We start from the raw sequence: 25,972 nt of genomic DNA, 5'->3' as shown, positions 1-25,972 counted from the left end.
GCCGCGTGGCACTACTGGCTTGCGCCCACGCGCGTGGCATTGGTCAACTATCCAGACTTTCAGGCCGCTCGCATCATCCAGGCGCGCCCGAACGTGCTAATCGGCGTTCAGGCCCTGAAAACCGAGCAGTTGGATAGCATCGGGGACTATGATCTGGCGCTGGTCTTTGGCCGGGGCCTCAAGCTCGATGAGGCGCAGCTGGCGCGTTTACAGGCCATGGCCGCCGCGGGCACTCCCGTGTATGTGGATGGCGCGACCGACCCGCGTCACGATGTGACCAATCTCAAGGGCGTCGACCTGGATGCGGTTTCGGGCTACCTGCGCAACGGCGGGCGGCGCAACTATGCGCAACTGCTGAACTACGCGCGCCGCGCGTTCGACGGCAAGCGCTTCTTTTCCTCCGACGTACATGCGGCGGAGGAAATGCCCAGGGATGTGTTCTTCGGCCTGGATGAGGAGGCGGTCTTCACCGATTTCGCGGCGTTTCAGGCGTGGCGCCGCCAACAGCCGGGCTGGGAAGAGGGCCGGCCACGCCTGGCGCTGCTGACCAGCGTGCCAGGCCCCTTCAACGCCAATCGCGAGCACGTCGACGCGGTAATCCGGGCATTCGAAGCCAAAGGCTTTAATGTCGTGCCGATCTCGGCGGTGGGCCGGCGCCTGGCGCTGCTGCGGCAGGTGGATCCGGCGGCGGTCGTGTACATGCCGCATGGGCGGCTGACGATGGGGCAGGCCGACGAAGCCCAGGCCTGGCTTGCCGCGCGCAATATCCCGCTTTTTGCGCCCTTGACCATATTCGATGAGCAAAGCGACTGGGAGGGCGACCAGCGCAGCTACGACGGCGGGCTGTTGACCATGTCGGTGACGCTGCCCGAGCTGGATGGGGCGATTGCCCCCATGGTGATCGCGGCGCAGGCGCGCGATGCGACCGGCTTGAAGGTTTTTCGGGCCTTGCCCGAGCGACTGGCGCGCTTTGCCAGTCTCGTGCAGCGCACGGTGGCGCTCAAGCATACCGCCAACGCGGACAAGAAGCTGGCCATTTACTATTACAAAGGTCCGGGCCAAAGCGCGCTGACCGCCGGCGATCTGGAGGTCGTGCCATCCCTGTATGCACTGCTCACACACTTGAAAGCGCAGGGCTATCGGGTCGAGGGGCTGCCCGATACGGTTCAGGGGTTTGCCCAATTGCTGCAGCAGCGCGGACCGAACATCGGCCCTTATGCCAAGGGCGATTTCGCGGCCTTCGCGCGCGATGCGCATCCGGCCCTGGTGTCCGCCGGGCAGTTGAACAAGTGGTGCGGCGCGGGTATCCCGCAGCCGCTATGTGATCAGGTCGTCAAGCAGTTCGGGCCAGCGCCAGGCAGTTATCTGCGCATCGATGACAAGGTGGCGGTGGCGCGTGTGCCTCTGGGCAATATCGTGCTCTTGCCGCAGCCCTTGCCCGGCATTGGCGAGGACACGTTCAAACTGGTGCATGGCACGAATCTGGCGCCGCCCTGGCCTTATGTGGCTTCCTATCTCTGGACGCGCAAGGTGTTCCAGGCCGATGCCGTCATGCACTTTGGCACGCACGGCAGCCTGGAGTTCACGCCCTGGAAGCAGGTGGGCCTGTCCGATCATGACTGGCCCGATGCGCTGATCGGAGAAACGCCGCACGTCTATCTGTACACCATGGGCAATGTGGGCGAGGCCATCATCGCCAAGCGGCGCAGCTACACCACCATCGTCTCGCACCTGACACCGCCCTTTCGCGAGGGCGGGGCACAAGCCGATGCCAAACAGCTGGGAGATCGGTTGCAAGCCTGGGGCAGTACCGAAAGTCCCGCGTTGAAAGCCGAGTACGCCAGGGATATCCAGCGCCAGGCAGTCGCACTCAAGCTGAACGAGGACCTGGACTTGTCTGCGGAGGCGGTCTGGGGCCCGGATCAGCTGCATCAACTGGCCGACCATATGGAGACCCTGGAGCATGCCAAGATCACAGCCGGGCTCTATACGCTGGGCACGCCGTATTCCGCGCAAGACCTGCGCGGCTCGGCGCGGCTCATGGGGCGGGACGCGCTGATCCAGGCGCTGGCCGAGCTGGATGTGGCGCGCGGGACAGTGGCGCGCACGCAGCTTGATAGTCCCGCATGGCTGGCCGAGCACTATCGGGGCCGGGCCGATGCATTGATCACCGAGGCCAGCGCGGTGGGCGCGGATCCAAGGCAGGTGCTGGCACGCGTTGTCAGCGACGCTGAACTGCAACGGGCCCAAGCCTGGGAGCGGACGCAACAACAACCGAGCGACGAGGATCTGATCAAGGGCTTCATCGCGCTGGGCGCCGCGCGTTCCTCCGATGGTGCGTTGCCGCCTGGCCAGGCGACGCCGGACAATAGTGCTTTTCTGGATCACGTGGTGCGTGCCGCGTCCGACCCGGAAAAACGGGACTTCCTCCAGTCTTTACGCTCTGATCAGAAATTCAAGCAGGCTGTGCGCACGCTCGACCCACAGGCGCTGGAGAAAGCGCGTAGCGTGGCGCGCGCCATCCCGGCGATGGCCAAGGGGCTGGATATCGCCGCCGACAAGGATGTACGGGCGTTGCTGCTGGCCATGCAGGCCGAGCCGGTGCGCGTCACAGTCCTGGATCTGCTGGACGATCCGGCTGTGCTGGCACGAGCGCAAGAGCAAGCGGAGCAAAAGCGCCAGGCCTTGGCCGAGCGCGCACGCACCGAACTGCCCGAGCTGGAGCGCATGAGCGGGCAGGCGGACGATCAACAGGTGGCCGCGCTGGACGAGGCGCAACTGCGCGATACGCTTGAGAGTGTGCGCTTCTGGGCCGAGGCACCGGCGCTGCCTGGGGACCTGGGAGCACGCCTGGCCGCGGCGCAGCCTGGCCTGGAACGACTGCAGCGCGCACTGGAGCGTGAGGCGCTGCGGCGCGAGGATCGTGAACGCGCGTTTGCCCAGGCGGTGTTGAGCTTGCGTGACCGGCTGCTGGCCATCCCGAACTACAGGAAGTTGCTGGCCGCCAGCCCGGCGCACGAGCTGTCCGCATTGGGTAACGCGCTGGCCGGCGGGTTCACCCCGCCTTCTTCAGGGGGCGACCCCATCGCCAATCCCGCTGCGCTGCCCACCGGCCGCAATCTGTTTTCCATCGACGCCGAGAAGACGCCGTCCGAGCAAGCCTGGCGTGTGGGCGCGCGCCTGGCCGACCAGTTGCTGGCCGAGCATCGGGCCGCGCACGAGGGCGCTTGGCCACGCAAGGTCGCTTTCACGCTGTGGGCGGGCGACTTCATCCAGACCGAGGGCGTGGCGCTCGCACAAATCCTCTATCTGCTGGGGGTGGAGCCTGTGCGCGACCCCTTCGGGCGTATCGCCAGCCTGCGCCTGACTCCGAAATCTGAGCTCGGGCGCCCGCGCATCGACGTCGTCGTGCAGACCTCCGGCCAGCTGCGCGACCTGGCGGCCTCGCGCCTGTATCTGATCAACCAGGCCGTGGCGCTGGCTGCCGGCGCGCGCGATGAGGACAACACAGTGGCGCAAGGCGTGCGGGCTGTGGAGCGTGAACTGAAGGACCAGGGCCTGTCGCCGCTGGACGCCCGGCGTTTTGCCTCGGTTCGGGTCTTTGGCGGCGTCAATGGCAACTACGGCACCGGCATCATGGGGATGGTGGAAGCCGGCGACCGCTGGCAGGATGACTCGCAGGTGGCCGGCACCTACCTGAACAACATGGGTGCGGCCTATGGTGAAGGCGACTTGTGGGGCGCCTTTCAGCCCGGTGTGTTTGCCGCCGCCCTGGCCGGCACCGACCTGGTGGTCCAGCCGCTGCAGTCCAATACCTGGGGACCGATCTCGCTGGACCACGTCTACGAGTTCATGGGTGGACTGAACCTCGCGGTGCGCGAGGTCACCGGCAAGGATCCGGCGGCATACTTCAGCGACCTGCGAAATCCCTCGCGCCCGACCATGCGCGAGGCGGGCGCCGCGATCGCCGTCGAAGCGCGCTCGACCCTGCTCAATCCCGCGTATATCGAAGCCATGACGCAGGGCGGCGCGTCCTCGGCCGAAACATTTGCCGAAACCTTCAGGAATGTGTACGGCTGGAACGTGATGAAGCCCTCAGTCATCCGGCCCGCGCTGTGGGACGCCCTGTACGAGACTTACGTGCAGGATGCGCAGAACCTGGGCCTACGGGCGTTTTTCGAGAAAACCAGCCCCTACGCCTTGCAGGAGATGACAGCGGTCATGTTGGAGACTGCGCGCAAAGGGTACTGGCAGCCCGGCGAGCAGGTGCTGCAGTCGGTGGCAGACCTGCATGCCGAACTGGTGGCGCGCTTTGGCGCGAGCGGCACCGAGTTCGTCAACGATAACCAGGCCTTGCGCACTTTCATCGCGCAGCGGCTCGATGCGGCGCAGCGCCGGCCCTACGAGGACCGCTTGCAGCAGGCCAATGAAGGAACCTTGATCGACATCGACAAGGGCATGGTCTTGAGCAAGGCCGGCGGCGCTGCCGAGCCTTCGCGTTCCGGTTCGGACCCTGGACAGCAGCCTCGCCCAACGCCCGAGACGAACCGGACTGGCGCTCCGTCCTCCTGGCGCGCGCTGGCCATACCCGCGAGCGCGGTGCTGGGCCTGTTGCTGATGCTGGCTGCGGTCATTGCCTGGGTGCGCTGGCGCCATGCCGATGGCGGGAGACGCGCTTGAATCTGGTCCAGCTTCTCGTGTTCGTGCTGGCGGCCGTGTGCATCGCGTTGGCCGCGGCGCAAATGTCGGCCCTGCGCCTGCGCGGCCTGGCTGTGCTGGCGATCGTCCTGGGCGCAGGGATACTGATGGCAGGCGATGTGGCGAGCAGAACCAGCTTGGCGCAAGTGGCCAGTTGGGTATCCGACCCGCAAAGGCGGCTGGACTTATCCGCGCTCTTGCTGCTCGAAGCGCTGGTCTTTGGCGGCCAGGCGGTCGCGGCTGCCCAGGGCAGGGCGGGCCTGAAGTGGCGCATCGTGGGCGCTTGCCCGCCGCCGACTCTGCTGGCCATCCTGTTCTTCGGGCAGGTGGCGGCCATGCTGACCACCGAAGGCCTGGACTACGCCCTGGTGTCGTGGGCGTGCGTGGTCGTGTTTGCCGGCTTGTTTGTCGCGGCCGCCTGCCTGCTGCGCGTGTTGTTGCCGGACCCGCTCATGCGCTCGGGCCTGCGTGTCGCCCTGTATATCGTGCAGGCGGCCATCGGGCTCTGGCTGGCCAGGCCCGCCCAGGCGCTGCCGGCGGACCCGACGCCCGCCATGTGGGCGCGGCTGGGTGTGCTGGCGATTATCGTCTTTGTCTTCATGGCGCTGGGCTGGCTTTGGCTGCGCCGCTCTACTTGGAATCGATGAATTGGAACAACTGATACAAATCCTGAGCTGGATCGCCGCCGCGTTGCAGGTGCCCGTCGTGGTCGCCATCCTCTATCTGCTTGTGCGCGGCCTGCTGGCCGCCGGCGGCTATTATGGCCGCTGGTCTGATCGAGTGCGCCGGCGTCGACGCATTGGTGTGGATCGAAATGGCCATCTGCCCGAGGCGGACATCGATACGCTGATCGAAGCACTCGATGTCGGGCGCGGCGCGGACCAGCCGCTGCAGCGCGCGGTAGCCGCCCTGCGCCAGGCGCCCGCCGATGCGGCCTGGCACGAGCGGGTGATCACCGAATTCGAGCTGAACTCGGATCGGCAACTGGCGCTGTATCGGACGATGACCCGGATCGGCCCTTTGCTGGGGCTCATGGGCACCTTGATTCCACTGGGCCCGGCGCTCGTCGGCCTGGCCGCGGGCGACATCAGCCTGCTCGCACGCAAGATGGAGGTCGCCTTTGCCACGACCGTGGTGGGCCTGGTGATCGGCGCGATTGGATTCCTGCTGCACCAGAGCGCCGGCCGCTGGGCGCTCGATGACCTGTCGCTGCTGGAGTTTTTGAGCAGCAAGCTGCGGGACAAGCCATGAGCCGGCGCCGTTCCATACTGCGCGGCACGAGCGCAAACAGCGATGACATGGATCCGCTGGGTTTCCTGATCAACCTCTTCGATGTGGCACTGGTCTTTGCGCTGGCTCTTATGATCGCGCTGGTTTCGAACCTGAAGATGGCCGACCTGCTGACGGCCAAGGACTTCACGATGGTCAAGAATCCGGGCAAGCCCGACATGGAGATCATCACGCGCGAAGCAGGCAAGGTATCGCGCTATGTGGCCGGTGACGCCCAGGCCGGCTCGCGCCAGGGCGAGCGCGTGGGCACCGCGTACCGCTTGCAAAGCGGGGAGATCATCTACGTGCCGGATAACCCATCGCCATCCGAGGCGCAATAGACCTACGGCGTAAGCCCTGACACGCCTTCACGTCGATGCAACAAAGCCACCTTCCGCCGGAAGCAGAAAAATCGACTTCATGGCGAAGAAGCAGGGTAACCGGCGCTTCGCCCCTTAGGATCCTGGCGAAAATGTTGTCGGGGTCGTAAGCCATTGCGCATCCTCTCCTGTCGGTTGCCCACGGTGCAAGATCATGCCTTGACCAGACAGAACATGATCTTGGTGTCGGTGTAGTAGTCCAGCGTGCCTTGAAAATCCGGCATCCAGCCTTCCGGGGTATAGGGCAGGAAACCGTCAAAAGCGAACTTCTTTGCCGTGACCAGGAACCCGGCAGCCTTGAACGCCTTGGCGTAGTCAGTGATGGAACGGTCCTGGGTCAGCGGCGCCTGTGGCAGGTTGTCTCATGGGGAAATCTCTTAAAAACTGGGGGCTGTTTTCTACAGAATGGTGGGATTGGGCGCATCACCGTAGACTTGGGTCGGGTCGAAAGTTCTCTCAGTCTCGGTGAAGATCAAGCTATCACCTTGGCCGTGCTCCTTGCCGACCGGAACGCGCCGATAAAAGCAGGACCGGTAACCCACATGACAGCTTGCGCCAGAGCCCGCGACGTGCACGCGCAGCCAGACCGAATCCTGATCGTCATCAATCCGTAGTTCTTCGACCATCTGCACCAGGCCACTGGTGGCGCCTTTGTGCCATACCGTTTGGCGTGACCGGCTCCAGTAGTGGGCTTCACCCGTCTGGACGGTCAAGCGCAGGGCTTCGGCGTTCATGTAGCCCAGCATCAGTACGTCGCCGGTCTGCGCATCGGTCGTCACGCAAGGAATCAACCCGTCACGATCGAACTTGGGGGCCAACTCACTGCCTTCCTCGACCTGTTCGATCGAGGTACGAGCAGCGAAATGCAGAGGCTGAGGTGTGCTGCGAGGCCCACCGCGATCTGTTGCGCTGTCCAGAGGGTTATCTGATGTGTTCATACTTGCGTCCTTGTCGTGATTCCATATGGTGCCGATGCTCGCAATCGACCTTCGTACAGCGTCCATACGCGTGCTGCCACGATGGTCTTCAGTCGATACGGCACAGTCTCTTTAAGGATCTGAAAGGCGGCCCTGAGGGCGGGGGCACTGGATAGCTCTTTTGCTGTGATGTCGTTCATGTTCTAGAGTTCGTTTTGGATGGCCTTGTAGCCGAGCACAAGGCTATTGTTGGTGTGGGCCACGTCCTCAGAAAATTCGCTCGCATCCGCCGTGATTCGCGGCAGCGCGTCCAGGTTGGTCATCGCGCCGATGCGCTCGGTGGACGGCACGTAGAAGCCGGCCGGCAGGTGACAGCCGTCGACCACGGCGTTGTAGCGGATCAAGCAACCGTCGTCGATGGTGCAATTAAACAGTACGCTGTTAAAGCCGATGAAGGCGCCGTTTCCAACATGACAAGGCCCATGCACGATGGCCCGGTGCGCAATCGAGGTGTGCTGGCCGATGGTCACCGGCGAGCCGGACTTGGCGTGGATGACCACGCCGTCCTGGATGTTCGAATGCGCACCGATGACAATCGGCGCCAGATTCCCTTCGGCGTCCACCTCATCGGCCCGGATGACGGCATACGGGCCGATGAAGACGTTTTCTTCGATGACGACTTTGCCGCACAGGATGGCGGTAGGATCGACGAAGGCGCTCGGATGGACGCGTGGCAGATCGCCGTGGGGATTCTTTCGGATCATGGGCGCCTCGAGAATGGATGGGATGAGCGGGGGCCGGCAAATGTCATTCCGGACGCTGCGTTACGCTGACGCTGGCCGAGCAGCACGCGCTGCAGCGCGGTCAGGTGGGGAAACTCGACCAGCATGCCGATGATGAGTGCCGCATAGATCAGTGGCTGGCCGGGAAGCGCAGCCATGGTCACCGCCAGCATGAGCGGCGCATTGCGCGCGGCGATGCTCATCGTGAGCAGGGCATGGTCGGTGTAGGCAAGGCGGGCGCCCCGGCTGATGCCTTCGCCCAGGAAAAAGGTGAGGACGAAGAAAACGAAGACGGCCAGCAAAATCCAGGCGAAGACGGAGCGGTGTTCCAGAATGACGGCAATGTGGGCGGCAAAGATCTCCATGACAAGTAGCGCGATGACCCAGGGGATGGCCTGGTCGATGCGGATCAGCAGGCTGTGGAATCGCTCGGCGCCCACCAGCCAACGCAGGCCGTAATGGGCCGTGACGGCGATGACGAAGGGCACGAGAAACCAGTGCAACAGGGTGTCGCCGATCATGCCGGCCTGAACCTGAACGAGGCTGCGGGTGAACAACTGCAAGTAGATCGGATACAGCAGCAACTGCACCGCCATGTTGATGGGAATGAGCGCCGTGCCCAGGGCGACGTTGCCCTGGGCCAATCGCGTGAACCCGAGGAACCAGTCCGTGCAAGGCGACATGAAATAAATCATCAGGCCGACCATGAACAGTGGCTGCGCGGGTAACAGCATGGACGCAATGGCGTAGCCGATCGTGGGGACGAACAGGAAGTTCGCGATGAGGATCAGGCCGACGGTGCGCAGTCGGCCCCGGACACGAGCGATGGCCTCGAAGCGCACGCCGAAAAAAAGCAGCCCGATCAGGGCCAGCAGGGTGCGGTCCACCTGGTCGCCCAGCAGCCCTGCGGCGTCAGGCCAACGCCCGCCGAGAACGGCGCCGATCAGGATGCTGGCGATGAGCAACAGGGAAATCCAGGAGGCGCCGATAATGCTTTTGAGGGTGTTCAGCATTCACAACCCTCGCAGCATTCACTATTGCCGAACGGCCCCCAGGCGTTGCCGCTCGACTTCAAGGCGCTCGTCTCCAAGTCCAGGCACAGTCCGATGCTTTCGGCAATCAAGCCGAAGCGCTGGCGGAACTTATAGATGAAGCAGTAAATACGTTTATCGTGGCGCACCTGCGGACCGACCAGGAAGAGGCCCGGCGTGATGGTCGATTCGTCGGCCTCGGAGAGCAGCACGCGTCCGTCTTCATCCCAGTCCCAGAGCTCGGAGATTTGCTGCGCGCCGCCGCCCTTGACGAACCCTGTTCCCAGGATGGGGGCCTTCCGCTCGTCCCAGTACCGGCCGTCGCCCGCATGGATGCGAAAGCCGCCGCCTTCGTTTTGCGTCACACCGATGACGTCCACGCCGAAGACGATCTCCAGCCGGCCGGTATCGACCGCTTCATAGAGCCGCTGGCGGCTGTAGGGCGAGAGCGACAAGCTGGGATCGTGTGGCGCTTGTGGGTCCCAGGTCGACTTGCGCGCGAGCAGCCGAACCGTGCGCCCGAGCTTGACCAGATTGACGGCCGAATCCACGCCGCTTTCGTAGCCGCCGATCACCGTGTAGCGGCGGGCCTTGAAGCGCGTCCAGTCAGCCACCTGTGCATAGTGCGGGCACCATTGTGCGCCGGAGAAGGGCGCCAGGTCGGGGAACTGGAATTCCCCCGTGGCCCAGATGAGGAAGCGGGCCTGCAGTTTTCCCTTGGGCGTATCCAGGATGAAGCTGCCACCTGGCACGGCTCCCACCGCTTCGACCTTGCAGTCAACAGCGATGGGCAATTCATGCCCCTTGGCGATGAAAGCCAGATACTCCGCGTATTGCACACCGCTCAGATGCTCCGCGCCGCTGTGTATCGCGGGCGAACTCGGTTCGTTCACGGCATTCAGATCAGCCAATCCAAAGGGATTGCTATGAAAAGACGGCGTGATGAAGCACGTCTGCTTCGGCCAGCGCCGGAAGGACTCGCCCACCCGGCCCGCCTCCAGCACGCCGAACTTGAGCCCCGGCACTTTCTGCAAGGCCAGCGCCATGCCGATGCCGGCCGCACCCGCGCCGACGATGGCGACATCCAGGCGATGCATCAGGCGTTCCGGTTCTTGGCGCCGCCTTGCCGGGCCTTGAAACGCGGATTGGACTTGCAAATGACGTAGATCCGCCCCCGACGGCGTACCACTTGGCAATCGCGGTGGCGCGTCTTGGCGTCTTTCAGAGAGGAGAGGACTTTCATGCAGGGTTCCTTTGTGAGTAAAGTGGAAGAAATCAACAGGATGGTTTCATGGCGCATCGGCCCCTATGTGAAGATGAACTGCGTTGGCCCCTGGATCAGCCAGTCAACCGCTTTGCCTTGTCTGGCTGCGGCACTGGGTCGTAGCCGCCGGGGTGCCGGGGATGGCAGCGCCCGAGTCGGCAGAGGGTGAGCCATATGCCCCGCAATGCCCCATGCGTGCGCAGCGCCTCGACGGCGTACTGAGAGCAGGAGGGATGGAAGCGGCAATTGCGGCCCAGAAGCGGACTGATGCCGAGCTGGTAGACGCGAACCAGGCCGATCAAGAGGCGGGCCGGCGTCATAGCACTTCCTCCACAGACACGCGCCAAGTGGTGCCTGCGGGCGTGTCCTCCACGAGGATGCCTGCCTGTTCCAGCTCTCGGCGGATGGCATCGGCGCGCGTGAAGTCGCGGCGAGCGCGGGCCTGTGTCCGTTCGGCTACCCACTGCTCGATCCGAACGGCATCGATGGTGTCAGGTAGATCCCCATGACCATCGTGCAGCTCGGCCAGCGCCTGGCTGGCGGGCCGCTGCAGCAAGCCCAGCGGGGCGCCCGAGGCGCGTAAGCGGGCTTTGAGGCGCATGCGTTCGGCATCGGTTTGCGCGTGTTCGAGTTCGGTTGCCAGCCGGTGCAGTCGCGCCAGGGCGGCCGGGGTATTCAGATCGTTGGCCAAGGCATCCAGAACGCCCTCATCCGGGCCGATATCCTGGATGGTTTCGGAGGTATCGGGCCCTTCCAGCGCCTGGTAGAGGCGGCGCAGGGTATGCCGGGCACAAGCCAGGCGCTGGCTGTTCCAGTCCAGGGGGTGGCGGTAATGGCTGGATAGCAGCGCCAGCCGGATTGCCTCGCCGGGCGCCTGCCTGAGCAGGTCGCGCACCAGCAGCACGTTGCCCAGCGACTTGGGCATTTTCTGGCCGTCCACGGTGACGAAGCTGTTGTGTACCCAGGTGCGGCAGTAGAGCGCGCCGTGGGCGCAGGTACCCTGGGCAATTTCGTTCTCGTGATGAGGGAAGATCAGATCCTGGCCGCCGCCGTGGATATCCAGCGGATGGCCCAAGTGCTGGCCGATCATCGCTGAACATTCGATGTGCCAGCCGGGGCGTCCTCGGCCCCAAGGGCTGTCCCAGCCCGGCAAGTCCGGGGTGGAGGGCTTCCACAAGACGAAATCCAGCGGGTTGCATTTATAGGGTGCAACCTTCACGCGCGCGCCGGCGATCATGTCCTGGGGCTTGCGCCGGGACAACCGGCCGTATTCCGCGAAGGAGGCGACGTCGAACAGGACATGGCCCTGCGCTGGGTATCGGGCATCATGCGGCGGCCTCCCACGCTTGGGGCAAGACATTGTGAAAGGCGCGAAAGGTCTCTTCGATGGCTTCGCGGCTGACGTCCCGGGTGATGAACACCAGGCGCGAGCGCCTGTCCTCGCTGGGCCAGGCCGGGAGCGTCGCAGGAGGATGAAAAATATGCTGCACCCCGTGGATGACCATCGGCTTGTCGCTGCCTTCGATGTTCAGGATGCCCTTGACACGCAGGATGTCGGCGCCGATGAAGCCCAGTAGCACGTCCAGCCAGGCGGCAAGGATCTCTGCGGGAATCGGCTCGTCCACCGCGAAGCAGAACGCACGGATGTGGTCGTCATGACGATTGATGTCATGATGATGACCGTGGTGGTGATGGGCAACCGAGTCATCATGGCCATGCCCGTCTTCGTTTCCATGATGGTGAACGTGGGTATGGCCGTGGCTGTGCGCATCGTCCGTGTAGGCTTCCTCGCGCAGCCATCGCTCGACATCGGGCGCTTTGCCCTGGGTCGAGAACAGCCCCAGAGCCAGCACCTTCGATGCGCTGACCTCCCCGTGCAGAACCTCCCAGCGCGGCGCGGCCGGGTTAATCGCCGCAAGCCGGCGCATGAGCGCATCGCGCGTCTCGGTATCGGCCACGTCCGCCTTGGTGAGCAGCAGACAATCGGCGATGGCCGCCTGGCGCACGGCCTCCGGGTGGAGGTCCAGGGTGGCATCGCCTGTGGCCAAGTCCAGGGTGACAACGATGCCGTCCAGCCGATACCGGTTGGCGACCTGCGGGTGCGTCATCAGCGTGTGCACGATCGGTGCCGGATCGGCCAGACCGGTGGTCTCGATGACCACGCGGCGGAACTGTCGCTGGCCCTCGCGAGAGAACCGCCATGCCACATCTCGAAGCGTCTGAACCAGATCGCCCCGGATGGTGCAGCACAGGCAGCCGCTGCTCATCTCCATGATGAGGTTCTCGGTACTGTGCGCCACCAGCATATGATCCAGCGACATCTCGCCGAACTCATTGATGATGACGAGCGCATCGGCCAATTCGGGCTGGCGTACCAGGTGGTTTAGCACCGTGGTCTTGCCGCTGCCTAGAAAGCCGGTCAGCAGCGTCACGGGTATCAGAGGGGAGGCGGAAGGGCTCATAGATTCTCGCTTAATTCGTCGTTCGCCCAGGCGACCGCATCATGGGGATGCAGGCTTTCGAGATGGCGCACATGGACGCGCGGGCGATGGAACCGGCCACGCAGGCCGGCCTGGATGCGGCGCGCGGCGTCCTCGACGAACATCAGGTTCTGGCCGTTCAGGGCGGCGAAGGCCTGTTCGTCGGCGCGCTTGACCGCGGTCTGTACGGGCGTGCCCACCGCTTGTTCGACACCATCGATCAAGGCGATCAGGCCCAGGGTAGGCGCCTGCGGCGCGAGCGTTACCGTGACGCGGGCTTCGCTGCGCTGGCTGTGGGGCGTGGCCAGGGTGGCATGCTGGCGCAGCCAGTCTGCCACCCTGGCAGGCGTGACGTTGTCGCGTTCAGAGAAAGCATCCAGGAACGCCTGCTCGACCAGTTGTCGGGCCAGCGCCGCCGAGCATGGGCAGGTGGAGGAGTACGCGACCGTAGCCTGTGCTTCGAGCGTGTACTGCCCCTGTTGGAGGGTGGCACGCAGCTCGATGGGGTAGGCTTTCCAGCCCGCCAGTTCTGCGCTCACCAGGGCAGGGCGGCGAACCAGCAGATCGAATGACAGGCGCAATCGCGCACTGGTCGTTTCGCAATCCTGGTGGCTTTCCACCATCGCATGCAACACCTGGTGCAATAAAGCGGGCGTGACCGCTTCTACTGTGTCCAACCCATCCATCAACCGATACAGGCGGGACATGTGTATGCCCTTCATCTGTGGCGCCGGCAGATTGACTTGGACATCGGCGCGCGCATGGACCTCGCGCCGGTAGTCCGCCTCCGCGATCTGGATCGGCAAGTCCATGCCTTGCATCCCCACCCATTGCAAACCGCTCAGGTTGGGCGAGGATTCAGTGATGGAAACGTCGGGAAGGTCGGTCAGTACAGTATCCAATTTATGCTCGATTAGTTGGCGGCATGGTCCAAGTTGCCATGTGTGCAGGTATTGCTCGAAGGTGATTGCTGGCTGCATCCCAGAGCGAATTCGCGCATGCGCTCGACCATGCCGGCCAAGCCCGTTGCCCGTTGTGGCGATAGATGGTGGTGCAGCCCCATTTCCTTGAGGGACCAGGGAGATGTCGTCAATACGTCGCAGAAGGTTCTGCCTGAGTAGATGCGAAACAGGAGCGCCATCAAGCCAGCAACGATCAGCGAGTCGCTGGTGCCCGTGAAATAAATACGGCCACCACGGCAATCCGGCTTTAGCCAGACACTGGCTTGGCAGCCATGCACTTCGTTCTGTTCGACTCGAAACTCTTGCGGAAACTGCTGCAGCTTTCTCCCAAGATCGATCAAGTACTGGTAGCGTTGCGGCCAATCCGGCAAGCAAACGAAGTCCTGAACCAATTGCGCCTGGATCTCTTCTTGATCGACATGTGGTTGCGAGGGTGTCGTCATGCGCGTAAATACCACCTAGAATGCGGGTTGACGTTCAGGCCATTCTTCAAAGGGCGTCGGCCACTGCTGCCAGACATCCGGGCCCAGGCCCATTTCCTCATCGGTCAGCAGACAGGCATCCAGTCCCTCCCGCAGCGCGCGCTCGTCCATATCCATGCCGATCAGCACGAGTTCCTGGCGGGCATCGCCTACGCGCTCATCCCATTTGCTGCGGATCAGACGGACGGTTTCTGGATCCTGCGGCCAGCGCTCCGGCGGCATGGCCGCCCACCAGGTGCCGGCCGGACCGTGCCGCACCACGGCACCCGCCTGCGACCAGGAGCCTGCCATCGTCGGGTGGCTGGCCAGCCAGTAGAAGCCCTTGGAACGCACGACGCCTGGCCATTCGCTTTGTAAGAATGCTTGGAAGCGCTGCGGATGGAACGGCCGGCGCGCCTGGTAGACGAAGCTGCGGATGCCGTACTCCTCGGTCTCGGGGGTGTGGGTGCCACGCAGTTCCTGCAGCCACCCCGGCGCCTTGGATGCTTCCTGGAAGTCGAACAGGCCCGTGTCCAGCACACGATCCAGCGGCACTTTGCCGAATTCGGCGACTTCGATTCGTGCCCGCGGATTCAGTTTGTGCAGGATGGCCATCAACCGTTCGCGCTCATGCTCATCGATGAGATCCACCTTGTTGAGCACGAGGACATCGCAGAACTCGATTTGCTCGATCAGCAGGTCCACCACGGTGCGTTCGTCTTCTTCGCCCATCGACTCGCCACGTGCCTGCAGGCTGTCGCGCGAACCATAGTCGCGCAGGAAGTTGCAGGCATCGACCACCGTCACCATGGTGTCCAGGCGGGCCACCTCGCCCAGGCTGCGGCCGTCCTCGCCTTCGAAGGTGAAGGTTTCCGCCACCGGCAGAGGTTCGGAAATGCCGGTGGATTCGATGACGAGCTGATCGAACCTGCCTTCTTTGGCCAAGCAGTCCACTTCGAGCAGAAGATCCTCGCGCAGCGTGCAGCAGATGCAGCCGTTGCTCATCTCCACCAGCTTCTCGTCGGTGCGGGACAGTTCGGCGCCGCCCTCGCGCACCAGCGCGGCGTCGATGTTGACCTCGCTCATGTCGTTGACGATGACCGCCACGCGGCGGCCCTCGCGATTGTTGAGAATGTGGTTGAGCAGGGTTGTCTTGCCGGCGCCAAGAAAGCCTGACAGGACGGTGACGGGCAAGCGCGGATCAAGGTGGGAAGTCGCTGGGCTCATGTTCGATATCTCATGTCATAAAAATGGGTCTGTTGGCGCCCATGCGCGTCAATCGTGTCCTGCCTGTTCGCTGGCACAGCATGCGGAGCACTTGCCATGCACCTCGATGACCGCACGGCGGAACTCGAAGGCACGGCCGTTCGCCAAACGTTGCAGGCACTGGGCGAGCGAACCGTCGACCAATTGGTCGATATGCCCACACTGATCGCAGATCGCGAATGCGGTGGGGCGCGATGCGTCCCGTTCCGATGAGCGCACATAGGCGTTCAAGCTTTCCAGTCGCCGCACCAGCCCCAGCGCCATCAACTTGTCCAGCGCGCGGTAGACCTGGGCTGGCCCGCTGAGCCCGACACGCTCCAGCAGGGCATAGGCGCCCAACGGGCTGTCAGCCCGCGACAACGCCTGCAGTATTCGACGCTGATTACCCGTCAGTTTTGCGTGCCTGTTCATGTCATGCCCGTAGGGTTCATGGGCTAATAAACGTTATGTTATAACATAACATTATTGGATGAAAGAATGTCGTTGATAATCGTCGCCGAAGTAGGAAGTGGAATACCATGATTCCCCAGTCGTATGAGCAATGGCGCCATTGCATCACCGTCGAATGCGGTATTGCGCTCACGCCGCAGTATGTGGAACAGCGCTTGAGCGTCTGGCGCAACGAGGCGTTGGAGGAAACCGAAACCCAGCGGTTTCGCCGCCGGTATGGCGATCCACACTGGCGGGCGGTGCGGAAATGGTTCGAGCGTGCCTCGCGTGAACTGGCCGGCATGTGACCAATTGCCATTGGAGATTTAAATATGTCTATTGCAAGCACCCAGGAGCACTTCGATGTGATCGTGATCGGCGGCAGCTATGCCGGCCAGGCGGCGGCCATGCAGCTCGCCCGGGCGAGGCGGCGCGTGCTGGTGATCGATGCCGGCGTGCGCCGCAACCGTTTTGCGGCCACGTCGCACGGCTTTCTGGGCCAGGATGGCCGGTCACCGGATGCGATCGCCGCGGTTGGTCGTGAGCAAGTTCAAGCCTATCTAACAGTCCAGTGGCTTGAAGGCAAGGCGACTCATGCACGACGGACGCAAGATAGGTTCACCGTGCAGGATGAGCGAGGCCAGGATTTCCATGCTAGGGTTCTGGTCCTTGCCTTGGGTGTCGTTGACGATCTGCCGGAAATCGATGGTTTGTCGGATAGATGGGGCCGTAGCATATTTCACTGCCCGTACTGCCACGGCTATGAGTTGGCGCAGGGCCGCATCGGCGTGATCGGCGTGGGCGACGTTTCGCTGCATCAGGCGATGATGCTGCCTGATTGGGGACGGGTGACGCTGCTGATCAATGGCAGCGCCATTCCCGATGAGACCCAGCGGAGCGGTCTGCAGCGTCGCGGCGTTATCCTCGAACCCACAGCCATTCGGCGCATCATTGAATCGGCGACGGTCGAACTTGTAGACGACAGGCTTCTCGCATTCGATGGCTTGTTTGTCGCTAGCCGAACGCGTGTGGCCAGTCCAATCGCCGAGGAACTGGGGTGCGCCATGGAGGAGGGACTCCTCGGTCGGTACATTCATACCAACGAATTCAAGGAAACGTCGGTGCCGGGGGTGTTTGCCTGCGGCGATGCCGCGCGCATGGCGGGCAGCGTCTCGTTCGCCGTTGGCGATGGCGCGCAGGCGGGCACGGCCGCGCATCAGGCATTGATATTTCGCTGAAGATCCGCGCTCTATTGAATCGGAGCTCCGACTTATCAGTTGAAGGGCACTAGATTCCGTCCACTTTTACAGAACGTCCAACTGGGGCGTGCTGCAATTGCATACTTCTCAGTATTACTGCATAAAAACCCAGTAATTGAGGATATCACTATGCAGTACGCCTATACAGTCACCTTCACCTTCACCATCCTGCACTCTCGCTCAGTGTGAGCCAAGAGGCCGAATTGAGATACCGGCAAGCCTTGGAGTCGGCACTGGGTGGCATTGAGGGCGTTGCGTTGATGCCGGGGAGGTCTATTTCGAAGTTCAGCGTGTCCCTAATTGAAGGCCAGGCAGCTTCAGGACTGCGAAATCGCTTCGTGAGCACATTTCTTCGCCTCCGTGCGGGCTTGAGCGCGCTGCATAGACACCAGCGCTCAGTCACGCCATCCGGCCAGAAAGTGCGCAACGAGGAAAGACCACGCCTCGTTCCTTGGGACCGGTAGAACTGTCTCATGCATCCTGTCTCATGCGAGTCCTGCTCCTGCTGCTTTGCGCCGGTATGCACGCGCCGGGCGCCAAGGCGGCCATGCGGATCGCACTCGAGGTATCGTCAACGCGGCGCATGCGTGTCGTCGACCATAATATTTTCGCCAAAAGATGCGAATTTTCTTCGTGTTTCCTCGGGCACCTTCTCCTCGGCCTCGTTTGCCGCTTGCACAAGGCGGCGCGCGGTTGCCTCTTTTATGCCCGCCATTTGCAGCGCATCCATGTCCTTGAGGCCGTCTCCGCCGCAGATATGGACCTGCCAGCTACCATCGTGGTTCACGAGCAGCGCTCGACCGCCTCGCGCTTGCTGTACCCATCCGGCAAGCGCATAGCCCTCCACCACCACTATGGGGCCGACTGACAATGGCGCATCGGGTTGATCCCAAATGGCACGCATGGATTGCGCCACTTTGTCCGCGTCGGTGGACGCGGCATGAGCCGCGCCTGCGCCAAGAGCGGCGTAAAGCACCAGCGCTGCGGCTGCCCTTGCAACCAGTGTGACCGTTTTGACGGGGCCTCGCTTGATTGAGATCTGTGTCATAAGTGTTTGGCTCCTTTTGCTCACTTCAGGCCCGCCGGAGATCGGATGTCGCAATCACTGGTGATGGCCTGATCCGACTCGAACCAGAATGTAATAGGCAGGCGCTTGCCTATCTGCAGGTCCGCAGTGGGCTGTTCCAGCATGACATGATGACCACCAGGCGAAAACTCGAAATGGCCGCCCGCAGGGACTACGACCTTGTCGGCGTGGACCATGGCGGCCATGCCGTTCACGGTCTTGTTGGCATGCAGCATCACTTTGCCGAAGGCGCTCGATTGCGCGCCAATGAGCACAGCATCTTGAGTACCTGCATTGTTCAACGTGAAATAAGCGGCTGAAGGCAAGCGATTAGGCAGCGCGCGTATCCAGCAGTCGGTTACGGTGACGCCCTCGGGCGCCACGGCCTTGGCCGGATCGCCGAAGCCGTCGTGGCTGGCATGTGAGTTGCCATGGCCCTCATGGCCGGATCGCGCCTGCACGGAAAAGGAAGCGGCCGCCGCCAATACGGCGACCATCAGACATTTGAGTGAATGGTTCATCGCGTGTCCCCGCTTCAGTGCTTGCCGCGCTGACCATGCCGGCCGCTCATGGCGCCGCCGGCCAGTGCGCGCACGGGCGCCGAGACATCAACCGTTTCGCGCTTGCCGTCGGCATTTTCGAAGGTTAACGTCAAAGGCACGTGGCTGCCTTCCTGCACTTGCTCCTTCAGGTCGATCAGCATGATGTGGTAGCCGCCGGGCTTGAGTTCGACGGCATGGCCGGCGGGCAGCGTCAGTCGGTCGACCTGGCGCATTTTCATGACGTCGTGTTCCATCGTCATTTCATGTATTTCGACATGTTTGGCAACAGGCGAATCGGCCTGTACGAGTGCGCTGTCCGTAGCTGAAGAAAGCCGCATGAAGGCGCCCGTGGCCTGTTGCTGTGCAACGGTGGCGCGCACCCACGGTTCTTGGACAGTGACTTGGGCTTGAGCGGTTGCGGCAACGAATAGAGTGCAAGCTGTCGCAATGGCCCATATGGATGGTTTGTGTGTCGTGAACATGACAATCTCCTGGGTGAGTGGTCAATCAAGGGCTAAAACTTGGCGGATGTCTGCTGCGTATTCTTCCGCGGTCTGGGTGTGGCGCAAGCCCAGCCGCAGGCGGCCGGAACGGTCATACACATAGGTAATGGCACTGTGGTCCATGGTGTAGGAAGCGCCTGTCGGAACCTTCGCGTAGTACACCTTGAAGTCTTTGGCGGTCTTGGCCGTTTGATCCAGGTCGCCGTAAAGCCCCATGAAGCTCGGATCGAAAGCACTTACATAGGCCTTGAGCACTTCGGGTGTATCGCGCTCCGGATCGACGGTGATGAATAGGACCTGCAATTGGTCGCCGTCCGTGCCGAGCAGCCTCTTGACCTCGGCGGCGCGAAACAGCGCGGTGGGGCAGACGTCCGGGCATTGGGTAAAACCAAAGAAAACCAACACTGCCTTGCCCTTGAAATCGGCAAGGCGGTGTCGCCGGCCGTCCGTACCGGTCAGCAGGAAATCCCGTCCGATATCGGTGCCGGACATGTCTATGCCGTTAAGGTCTTTCAGCTCTTCGGTGCGTGAGCAGCCATAGAGCGATAAACCCGCGGCGATCAGGGCGGCGAGAAAGCCGCGTCGTGGCATGGATGAAGTCATGGCATTTCCGTATTCAGTAGCGAACCTGCAGTCCCGCGAACACCGCCCGGCCGGTTCCTGGCTCGAACAACGCGGAGTCAGCATTGGCCCTGTCGGTGATGCTGGTGCTGGCGATGTAACGGCGGTCCGTCAGGTTGCGTCCATCGATATAGAAGGAATAAGGCCCTTTTTCCCATCCCGCCCGCAGGCCGAGCAAGGCGTAGGCGTTTGTCTTGAGACTGTTTGCATTGTCTGCGTAGTAGGCTTGAGGCACCCACTCGACATTGGGCCCGATATAAAACCCGGCCGGGTGCTTGTACAGCACCTCGGCGCGAATGTAGTGGCGGGGAACGCCCGGAATCTGATTGCTGCCCCAGTCACGGTCATCGTCGAACTTGAAGTCGCTGAAGGTGTAGGAGGCGTTCACCTGCAGGCTGTCGGCTTGCTGGCCGCCTGAAAACAGCCCTCGCATGGCGGTCCATTGCAGGCCGAGCTCGATGCCCTGGTGAATCGTGCGGTCCAGGTTGACGGTCTGGTCGCAGATGTTCCACATGCTGCTCACGCATTGGAATTCATTGCTGATCCGGGCATGGTAGAGCGCCACGTCCCAGGCCACGCCGCCCGATTGGCCGCGTGTGCCGATCTCGAAGGTCGTGGCGCGCTGAGGCTGGAGACGGTCCAGGTCATTGGCGGTTGCGAAGTTCATGTCGCCGAAAGTCGGCGGCTCGGCGCTGCGCGACACGTTTCCAAACACTTGCCACTGCTCCGAGACCTGCCAGAGCAGGCCCAGCTTGGGATTGAAGAAGTCGTAACTTTTCTCGCCCGAACGGGTGGTGGGCTGTCCGCCGTTGAAGCGGTCGCTGCGCTTGCGCTCGGCATGCAGGTATTGGAGTCCCGTGATCAGTGAGACCCCCGGCACGACGTCGAAGGCATTTTCGCCGTAGAGTGTGATGTTGTTCGACTTGTCATCGGTTTGCGACAGCTTGGCGCCGCGATGCCCGCCCGAGTTGACGTAGTTGCCCGCGTCCACCTTGCCGGCCGACCATGTGGCGCCCAGGGTCAGGCGGTTGTCGTGTCCGGCCAGCGGCGTGGTGTTCACCAGACGGCCGTAAGCGCCGTAGTCGGTGTAGTCGTTGTCCAGGTACTGATAGATGGGGTGTCGCAGGTGGCTTTGCGCATACCAGCCGCCCAGCTCGTACGTGGTGTCGCCCGATACGAATACGGTGCGGTTGGCGAGACGGCCGCCGTCGATGTTGCGCTGCCAGCCGTCTGCTTCGTTGCTGGCCGCCGCCTTGCGCGGGTCGTTCAATGCCTGCTCGCGAGTGACTGACCCCGGGATTTCCTGGCGGACGCGTACGCCGGTCAAGTAAAAACGGGTCTCGGCGGTCTCCGACAGTTTCCAGCCAAGGTTCGCGCTCGCGCGCAGCGAATCGCCGGCGCTGTGATCGCGAAACCCGTCCTGACGCTGCCAGGAGCCGGTGATGAAGCCATCGAGACCCTGGTCGGCAAAGCCACTGCTTAACTGCAGACGCCGCCAGCCGAAGCTGCCCGCATCCAGGCGCCCCTGAAAGGGGCCGGCGTCGTAGCCTGTCGGCGTCACGAAGTTGACGGCGCCTCCCAGCGTGCCGGAACCATAGCGCAGGGCATTGGCACCCTTGTACACCTCGGTGTAGCGGTACGCCGTCGGATCGATCCATTGGAAATCCGTGCTGCCGTCGGCGTTGTTCAGCGGCATGCCGTCCTGATAGAGACTGATGCCGCGCATGTGGTAGTAGCGCGACAGCCCTGACCCTCGTATGGACAGGCGCGAATCCTCACCCCATTTGGGCTGGGCGAACACGCCCGGCGTGTAGTCCAGGACATCCTTGATGGTGGCTGCCTGCGTATCGCGCCATGCCGTGTCCGGCACCAGGGCCACGCCTCCCGCCGTTTGCTCGATCACCGCCTTGGCCTCTTGCGTGTTCGGCACCGTCAGACTGGGGCGTTCTTCCGGCATGACCTGGATCGGAGCGAGCGTTTGAGTTTGCGCCTGTACGGTCGTCCAAGCGAAGGGAAGGCCCAGCGCCAGCAGCAATGCGCTGATCGCCGGTGCGTGATAGGGCCGGTCCGGAAGCGGCCATGTTGAAAGGGTTGCGGGGTTACGGCTCATGAGCTTCGTCCTCATTGATAAGAATTCAACGGATGTGTTTTTGTGTGAATGTCGTGCGGCTTCATTATTGCGATGCCGCCCTCTGGGCCAGCGCGCTCATCAATGCTTGCGTCACCATTGGAATTGCACCCCGCCGTAGACCGCGATGCCGGTGCCTGGATTGAAGATGGCCGAGGAAGCGTCCGCGCTTCCCGCGATCGCCACATTGGCGATGTAGCGCTTGTCCAGCAGGTTGCGCCCCTCCAGATAGAAGGAGGTTTTTGAATTCGGGGCGTTGTAGCCGACCCTGAGGTTCAGCAAGGCATAGGGATCGACTTTGACTTGATTGGCGTTGTCGGCGAAATAGGATCTGGGCATCCACTCAATGTTCGGGCCGGCATAGAATCCGCTCGGATGCTTGTAGAGCACTTCGGCGCGAAGATAGTGCGGCGGCACGCCGGGCAGGCGATTGTTGCCGTAGCGCGAATCGTTGTCGAAGAAGAAATCGTTGTAGGTGTAGGCGGCGTTGAACCAGAAGCGGTCGCCGGGAACCAGGCCCGATTGCAAGAAGACAAAGCCGATGCCCGCTTCGATTCCCTGGTGCACGGTCCGGTCGGCGTTGACGACCGTGCAAGGGCTCCAGGGCGCGGTGGTCAGGCATTGCAGTTCGTTCTTGAGTTCGGCGCGATACAGCGCCAGCTCCCACCAGCTTTCAGGGCTCTTGCCTCGCGTTCCGATTTCATAGGTGGTTGCCGTCTGAGCATCGACGTTCGAACTGATCGGGGACGAAAAGGAGTTCGCATCGAACGTGGGGACTTCAGCGCTGCGCGACACGTTGGCGAAGGCCTGCCATGTGGGGTCGATGTCCCAGAGCACGCCCACTTTGGGGCTGAAGTGCTCATAAGTTCGTCGCCCCGACTGATCGCCGTCGATGGAGTATCGATCGCGGCGTTCGCGCGTGGCATGCTGAAGTGTGGCCCCCACGATCAGGGAAATATCCGGCCTGACGTAGAAGCTGTTTTCGACATACGCGGAGAGGGTCTTTGAGTCATCGACGTTCGAAGCGGCCAGGCTTCCCTTGGAGCCGTCAAGGTTGATGTACTGTTTATTGTCGATCGATCCGTTATGCAGATTGACTCCCGCGACTAGGCGGTTACGAAAGCCTCCGATCTGCCGGTCATCCGTGGCGCGCGCGAAACCGCCGTAGTCGTTGACGCGATAATCAAGCCACTGGTAGATGGGATGCATGACATGGCGATGAACGCCAAACACCCCGAAGTCGAACGTGGTATCGCTAAAGCGCAGTGTTGTTTTGTTGGCGATGCGCACGGAATCGATATTGCGCTGCTGGTCGAGCTCGATGAACTCAGGCGCGGCCTGCCTGGGGGAATTCAGTGCCACGTCCTTGGTCACCTCGCCGGGCAGCCGTTGCCGTATTGAATTCACATTCAGGTAGAAGCGCGTCTCGGCATCCGCGGAAAACCGGTATCCGGTGTTGGCGCTCAGGCGGGTTTGATGTCCGTCGCTGTGATCGCGATAGCCGTCAAAGCGCTGGGCTGAGGCGGTTACGAAGTAGTCCCAGTCGCCAGCCTCTCCGCCGGTGCTCGCCTGTGCTCTGGCATAGCCAAAGCTGCCGACGTCGAGCCGTCCTTCCAGGCGGGAGGCATCGCGCCCCGTGGGCGTCACGAAGTTGATCGCCCCGCCCAGCGCATTGCCGCCGTAACGCAGGGCGTTGGCGCCCTTGTACACCTCGACATAGCGATAGGCGGTCGGATCGATCTCGAAGTTGTCCACCAGGCCGTCCGAAGTATTGATCGGTATGCCGTCCATGTACATGTTCACGCCGCGATTGCCGTAGTTGCGCGACAGGCCCGAACCGCGTATCGAAATGCGGGCGTCGTCGCCATACCGGGGTTGCGCGAAAATGCCGGGCACCCATCCGAGAACGTCCTTGACGGTCTGCGCCGGGCCATCCTTGAAGGCGGTATCGGGTATCACGGTGACCGCTCCTGGAATGCGTTGAATGTCCTCGGTCGCCTGCTCGGTGTCGGGTACAGTCAGCGAGGCGGCCTGCGCGCTGCTTGAGCCCGTGACGGTAATGGCCGGCAAGGTGGTCTGTGCGATCGCCGGCGCCATACCTGCCAAACCCCAGGCGCAGGCCAAGGCGGCCGTCAATAGGGTTGGGCGGCTGGTTTTTGCCGACATATCGGCGAATTTTTCGAGGTAGTGGTTCACTGAAGCTTCTCCCATGCAGTATCTTTTTTCAGATTCTTAATTCGGATCATTGGTGCGCCATGACTGTCCGGTCTCCAACGTCGTCTCCAGGCGGATGCTGTCGAAATCCGAGATCAGCGCATCGATGCGGATATGCCAGGCCGGCACGCCGGGCAGTTCGAGGTCGCCTACCTGCCAAGTGCCGTCATTCGCCCTGCTGGCTGGAAGAACGATGGGTTCGATGCCCGCTTGCGGGTTGGAGAACGCGACATCCACCTCTTGCGCGGCCAGAGGAGTCAAGTCGGCGTTGGATAAATACAGTGTTAAGTGCCCTGACTGGTCAGGAGCCGGCAGCGTCAGCGCCAGATCCGCCATGGCCGCAGTGTCGTGGATATGGGCGGTGAGTTCGGCCGGGGCGGGCGGCAGGCTGTGCAGCGCACGCGGCGGCGGCGTAAAACGCCAGAGCGCCACGGTGGCCAGGATCAACAGGGCGACGGCGCATTCCGCGTAGATGACGCGCCGCATGACGCGGCGGGCGGGCAACTGCCCGCCCAGGACGGCATCCGTCAGGCGAAGGCGGTTATAGGTCCCAAGGACCAAAAGCACGATCAATAAGGCGAGCTTGAGCGCCAGAATCTGCCCGTACCCGGTTTGCCATAGCGATGACGGTTTGTCGAACTGCAGGTAGACAAGGGCTCCCCCGCTGGCAAACAGGATGAGCAGAACGGCAGGAATCAGCTTGGAAAAACGCTTCAATAGATTCGTTTGCCACATGTCTTGCAAGGAGTGCGCCAGCGGCAGCAGCGAGCCGATCCACAATGTGATAGCCAGTACATGCAGCCAGACGGCGGGCCGGGCCAGCCAGGCGGGTGGCGCGCTGCTGGCGTGGCCGCTGGCCGCCAGAGATGTGCCCAGCAACAGCAACGCGGCGGCCACCACCAGCCTGCGGGGAATCGGGGCGGCTTGCAGCCAGGCTAGGGCGGCGGCTCCAAGCGCAGCCAGCGCGAGCGTGGCGGCCAGGCCGAATGAGGTGGAAAATGCCGTGCGCCAGGGGCCGGGGCTGAATAGGGCCGAGGCTGGCTCATCCAGCGCATCCAGGCCCAGCAGACCCACATTGAGCAGCGTGGCAACCGCCCCCAATGCCAAAAACCCGAACGCCAAGCGGCGCTTGTCGGTGCGCGCTGCGCAGAAGGCATGGCACAGCGCCATGCCAATGCCGGCAAACAGGCCGATGTATCCGCCCAAACGGGACAGCCAGATCAGAAAGACTCTGGCCGGGTGGCGAGACGACTCCTGTACGCGGCGCGTTCCCTCGACACCGATCGAAAACGTCACCGTGCCGCCCACAGGATGGCCGTCCGCCGAGACAACGTGCCAACTCAAGGCATACGTGCCTTGCTGATCCAAGGTCGGCAGGGCCATCTCCAGCCCGGTGGGCAGCACCTCGGTTTGTGTTATGTCCTTGGTCGAGCCATCCGGTTGGATGAACCTGATCAGCAGCGGCGAGACAGGCTCATTGAAGGTCAAGCGCATGGCCGCTGGCGCCTGCGGCAAGACCGTGCCTGTCGCAGGCAGGCTGGCGATCAGCGAAGCATGGGCCAATGCGCCCGGCGCCCAGGCGAGCATCGCCAAGGCGCAAAGCCACCTGAGCAGCGCCAACGACAGGCCGGCCAAGGACGCGGGCGCGCCGATGCGGCGCACACGGTGCGTAGACATTCTCTCTCTCCTTGCGGGCGGCG

General features: G+C 62.8%; 25 protein-coding genes. 6 read left to right on the top strand and 19 right to left on the bottom strand.

Annotated elements, in window-relative coordinates; translation table 11 throughout:
* The first annotated feature begins 93 nt into the window (after positions 1-93).
* The 4 genes from ACFO0J_RS04310 to ACFO0J_RS04295 are packed head-to-tail and all read left to right on the top strand — an operon-like array spanning position 94 to position 6,308.
* Positions 94-4,680 carry a cobaltochelatase subunit CobN gene (locus ACFO0J_RS04310; RefSeq protein ID WP_376811816.1) on the top strand — a complete coding sequence of 1,529 codons (4,587 nt, stop codon included), beginning with the start codon at positions 94-96 and terminating at the stop codon, positions 4,678-4,680.
* Positions 4,677-5,345, top strand: coding sequence for a hypothetical protein (locus ACFO0J_RS04305; RefSeq protein ID WP_376811815.1), 669 nt, complete (start codon positions 4,677-4,679; stop codon positions 5,343-5,345). Before ACFO0J_RS04310 ends, ACFO0J_RS04305 begins: the two co-directional genes overlap by 4 nt.
* Position 5,346: 1 nt before the next feature.
* Entirely contained in the window at positions 5,347-5,949 is a 603-nt protein-coding gene (locus tag ACFO0J_RS04300; protein ID WP_376811814.1) for a MotA/TolQ/ExbB proton channel family protein, read from the top strand.
* Positions 5,946-6,308: a DUF2149 domain-containing protein gene (locus ACFO0J_RS04295; RefSeq protein WP_376811813.1), complete on the top strand. Its 363-nt coding sequence runs from the start codon at positions 5,946-5,948 to the stop codon at positions 6,306-6,308. Before ACFO0J_RS04300 ends, ACFO0J_RS04295 begins: the two co-directional genes overlap by 4 nt.
* Before the next feature lie 437 nt (positions 6,309-6,745).
* On the opposite strand, the gene hisI is transcribed toward ACFO0J_RS04295, so the two are convergent.
* From hisI to ACFO0J_RS04235, 12 genes are all read right to left on the bottom strand, one after another.
* Complete coding sequence (hisI, locus tag ACFO0J_RS04290) at positions 6,746-7,285, bottom strand: phosphoribosyl-AMP cyclohydrolase (protein ID WP_376811812.1); 540 nt, start codon at positions 7,283-7,285, stop codon at positions 6,746-6,748.
* A gap of 182 nt (positions 7,286-7,467) precedes the next feature.
* Positions 7,468-8,028 (bottom strand): gamma carbonic anhydrase family protein, encoded by a 561-nt coding sequence (locus ACFO0J_RS04285; RefSeq protein WP_376811811.1) that lies wholly within the window; start codon positions 8,026-8,028, stop codon positions 7,468-7,470.
* Complete coding sequence (locus ACFO0J_RS04280; protein ID WP_376811810.1) at positions 8,025-9,059, bottom strand: arsenic resistance protein; 1,035 nt, start codon at positions 9,057-9,059, stop codon at positions 8,025-8,027. The genes ACFO0J_RS04285 and ACFO0J_RS04280 overlap by 4 nt, the downstream gene beginning before the upstream one ends.
* On the bottom strand, positions 9,053-10,174 hold the full coding sequence (locus tag ACFO0J_RS04275; protein ID WP_376811809.1) for an NAD(P)/FAD-dependent oxidoreductase: 1,122 nt from the start codon (positions 10,172-10,174) through the stop codon (positions 9,053-9,055). Before ACFO0J_RS04275 ends, ACFO0J_RS04280 begins: the two co-directional genes overlap by 7 nt.
* Entirely contained in the window at positions 10,174-10,320 is a 147-nt protein-coding gene (gene ykgO, locus ACFO0J_RS04270) for a type B 50S ribosomal protein L36 (protein ID WP_043548342.1), read from the bottom strand. Before ykgO ends, ACFO0J_RS04275 begins: the two co-directional genes overlap by 1 nt.
* A gap of 95 nt (positions 10,321-10,415) precedes the next feature.
* Entirely contained in the window at positions 10,416-10,661 is a 246-nt protein-coding gene (gene yidD / locus ACFO0J_RS04265) for a membrane protein insertion efficiency factor YidD (protein ID WP_376811808.1), read from the bottom strand.
* A complete protein-coding gene (locus ACFO0J_RS04260) occupies positions 10,658-11,602 on the bottom strand; it encodes a DALR domain-containing protein (protein WP_376811807.1) in 945 nt (314 codons plus the stop codon). The genes yidD and ACFO0J_RS04260 overlap by 4 nt, the downstream gene beginning before the upstream one ends.
* A gap of 64 nt (positions 11,603-11,666) precedes the next feature.
* On the bottom strand, positions 11,667-12,803 hold the full coding sequence (locus ACFO0J_RS04255) for a CobW family GTP-binding protein (RefSeq protein WP_376811806.1): 1,137 nt from the start codon (positions 12,801-12,803) through the stop codon (positions 11,667-11,669).
* Entirely contained in the window at positions 12,800-13,723 is a 924-nt protein-coding gene (gene folE2 / locus ACFO0J_RS04250) for a GTP cyclohydrolase FolE2 (protein WP_376811805.1), read from the bottom strand. Before folE2 ends, ACFO0J_RS04255 begins: the two co-directional genes overlap by 4 nt.
* A gap of 11 nt (positions 13,724-13,734) precedes the next feature.
* Positions 13,735-14,226, bottom strand: a complete 492-nt coding sequence (locus ACFO0J_RS04245; protein ID WP_376811804.1) for a SufE family protein — start codon at positions 14,224-14,226, stop codon at positions 13,735-13,737.
* Between the two features lie 15 nt (positions 14,227-14,241).
* Positions 14,242-15,471 (bottom strand): zinc metallochaperone GTPase ZigA, encoded by a 1,230-nt coding sequence (gene zigA, locus ACFO0J_RS04240; protein WP_376811803.1) that lies wholly within the window; start codon positions 15,469-15,471, stop codon positions 14,242-14,244.
* Between the two features lie 48 nt (positions 15,472-15,519).
* Positions 15,520-15,921 (bottom strand): Fur family transcriptional regulator, encoded by a 402-nt coding sequence (locus ACFO0J_RS04235; protein ID WP_376811802.1) that lies wholly within the window; start codon positions 15,919-15,921, stop codon positions 15,520-15,522.
* Positions 15,922-16,028: 107 nt separating this feature from the next.
* Here ACFO0J_RS04235 and ACFO0J_RS04230 point away from each other — a divergent pair, with 107 nt between their 5' ends.
* Both ACFO0J_RS04230 and ACFO0J_RS04225 read left to right on the top strand, forming a co-directional pair.
* A complete protein-coding gene (locus ACFO0J_RS04230) occupies positions 16,029-16,247 on the top strand; it encodes a hypothetical protein (RefSeq protein ID WP_376811801.1) in 219 nt (72 codons plus the stop codon).
* Positions 16,248-16,271: 24 nt separating this feature from the next.
* Complete coding sequence (locus ACFO0J_RS04225) at positions 16,272-17,177, top strand: NAD(P)/FAD-dependent oxidoreductase (RefSeq protein WP_376811800.1); 906 nt, start codon at positions 16,272-16,274, stop codon at positions 17,175-17,177.
* A 592-nt stretch (positions 17,178-17,769) separates the two neighbouring features.
* Here the strand turns inward: ACFO0J_RS04225 and ACFO0J_RS04220 are convergent.
* The 7 genes from ACFO0J_RS04220 to ACFO0J_RS04190 form a co-directional block, all read right to left on the bottom strand.
* Positions 17,770-18,246, bottom strand: coding sequence for a copper uptake system-associated protein (locus ACFO0J_RS04220; protein ID WP_376811799.1), 477 nt, complete (start codon positions 18,244-18,246; stop codon positions 17,770-17,772).
* A gap of 20 nt (positions 18,247-18,266) precedes the next feature.
* Complete coding sequence (locus ACFO0J_RS04215) at positions 18,267-18,785, bottom strand: copper chaperone PCu(A)C (protein WP_376811798.1); 519 nt, start codon at positions 18,783-18,785, stop codon at positions 18,267-18,269.
* Positions 18,786-18,799: 14 nt separating this feature from the next.
* A complete protein-coding gene (locus ACFO0J_RS04210) occupies positions 18,800-19,288 on the bottom strand; it encodes a copper chaperone PCu(A)C (protein ID WP_376811797.1) in 489 nt (162 codons plus the stop codon).
* A 21-nt stretch (positions 19,289-19,309) separates the two neighbouring features.
* The gene (locus ACFO0J_RS04205) at positions 19,310-19,912 is read right to left on the bottom strand and encodes an SCO family protein (protein WP_376811796.1); all 603 of its coding nucleotides are present in this window, start codon (positions 19,910-19,912) and stop codon (positions 19,310-19,312) included.
* Positions 19,913-19,925: 13 nt separating this feature from the next.
* Entirely contained in the window at positions 19,926-22,040 is a 2,115-nt protein-coding gene (locus tag ACFO0J_RS04200; protein WP_376811795.1) for a TonB-dependent receptor family protein, read from the bottom strand.
* Positions 22,041-22,151: 111 nt separating this feature from the next.
* Positions 22,152-24,254: a TonB-dependent receptor family protein gene (locus ACFO0J_RS04195; protein WP_376811794.1), complete on the bottom strand. Its 2,103-nt coding sequence runs from the start codon at positions 24,252-24,254 to the stop codon at positions 22,152-22,154.
* Positions 24,255-24,290: 36 nt separating this feature from the next.
* The gene (locus ACFO0J_RS04190; RefSeq protein WP_376811793.1) at positions 24,291-25,949 is read right to left on the bottom strand and encodes a copper resistance CopC/CopD family protein; all 1,659 of its coding nucleotides are present in this window, start codon (positions 25,947-25,949) and stop codon (positions 24,291-24,293) included.
* Positions 25,950-25,972 lie beyond the last annotated feature (23 nt).

The organism is Castellaniella hirudinis (genome assembly GCF_042651965.1).
In the GTDB taxonomy this organism is placed as follows: Bacteria; Pseudomonadota; Gammaproteobacteria; order Burkholderiales; family Burkholderiaceae_B; genus Castellaniella; species Castellaniella hirudinis.
The sequence above is the reverse complement of the archived record's forward strand: the minus strand, read 5'-3'. Positions and strand labels throughout refer to the sequence as shown.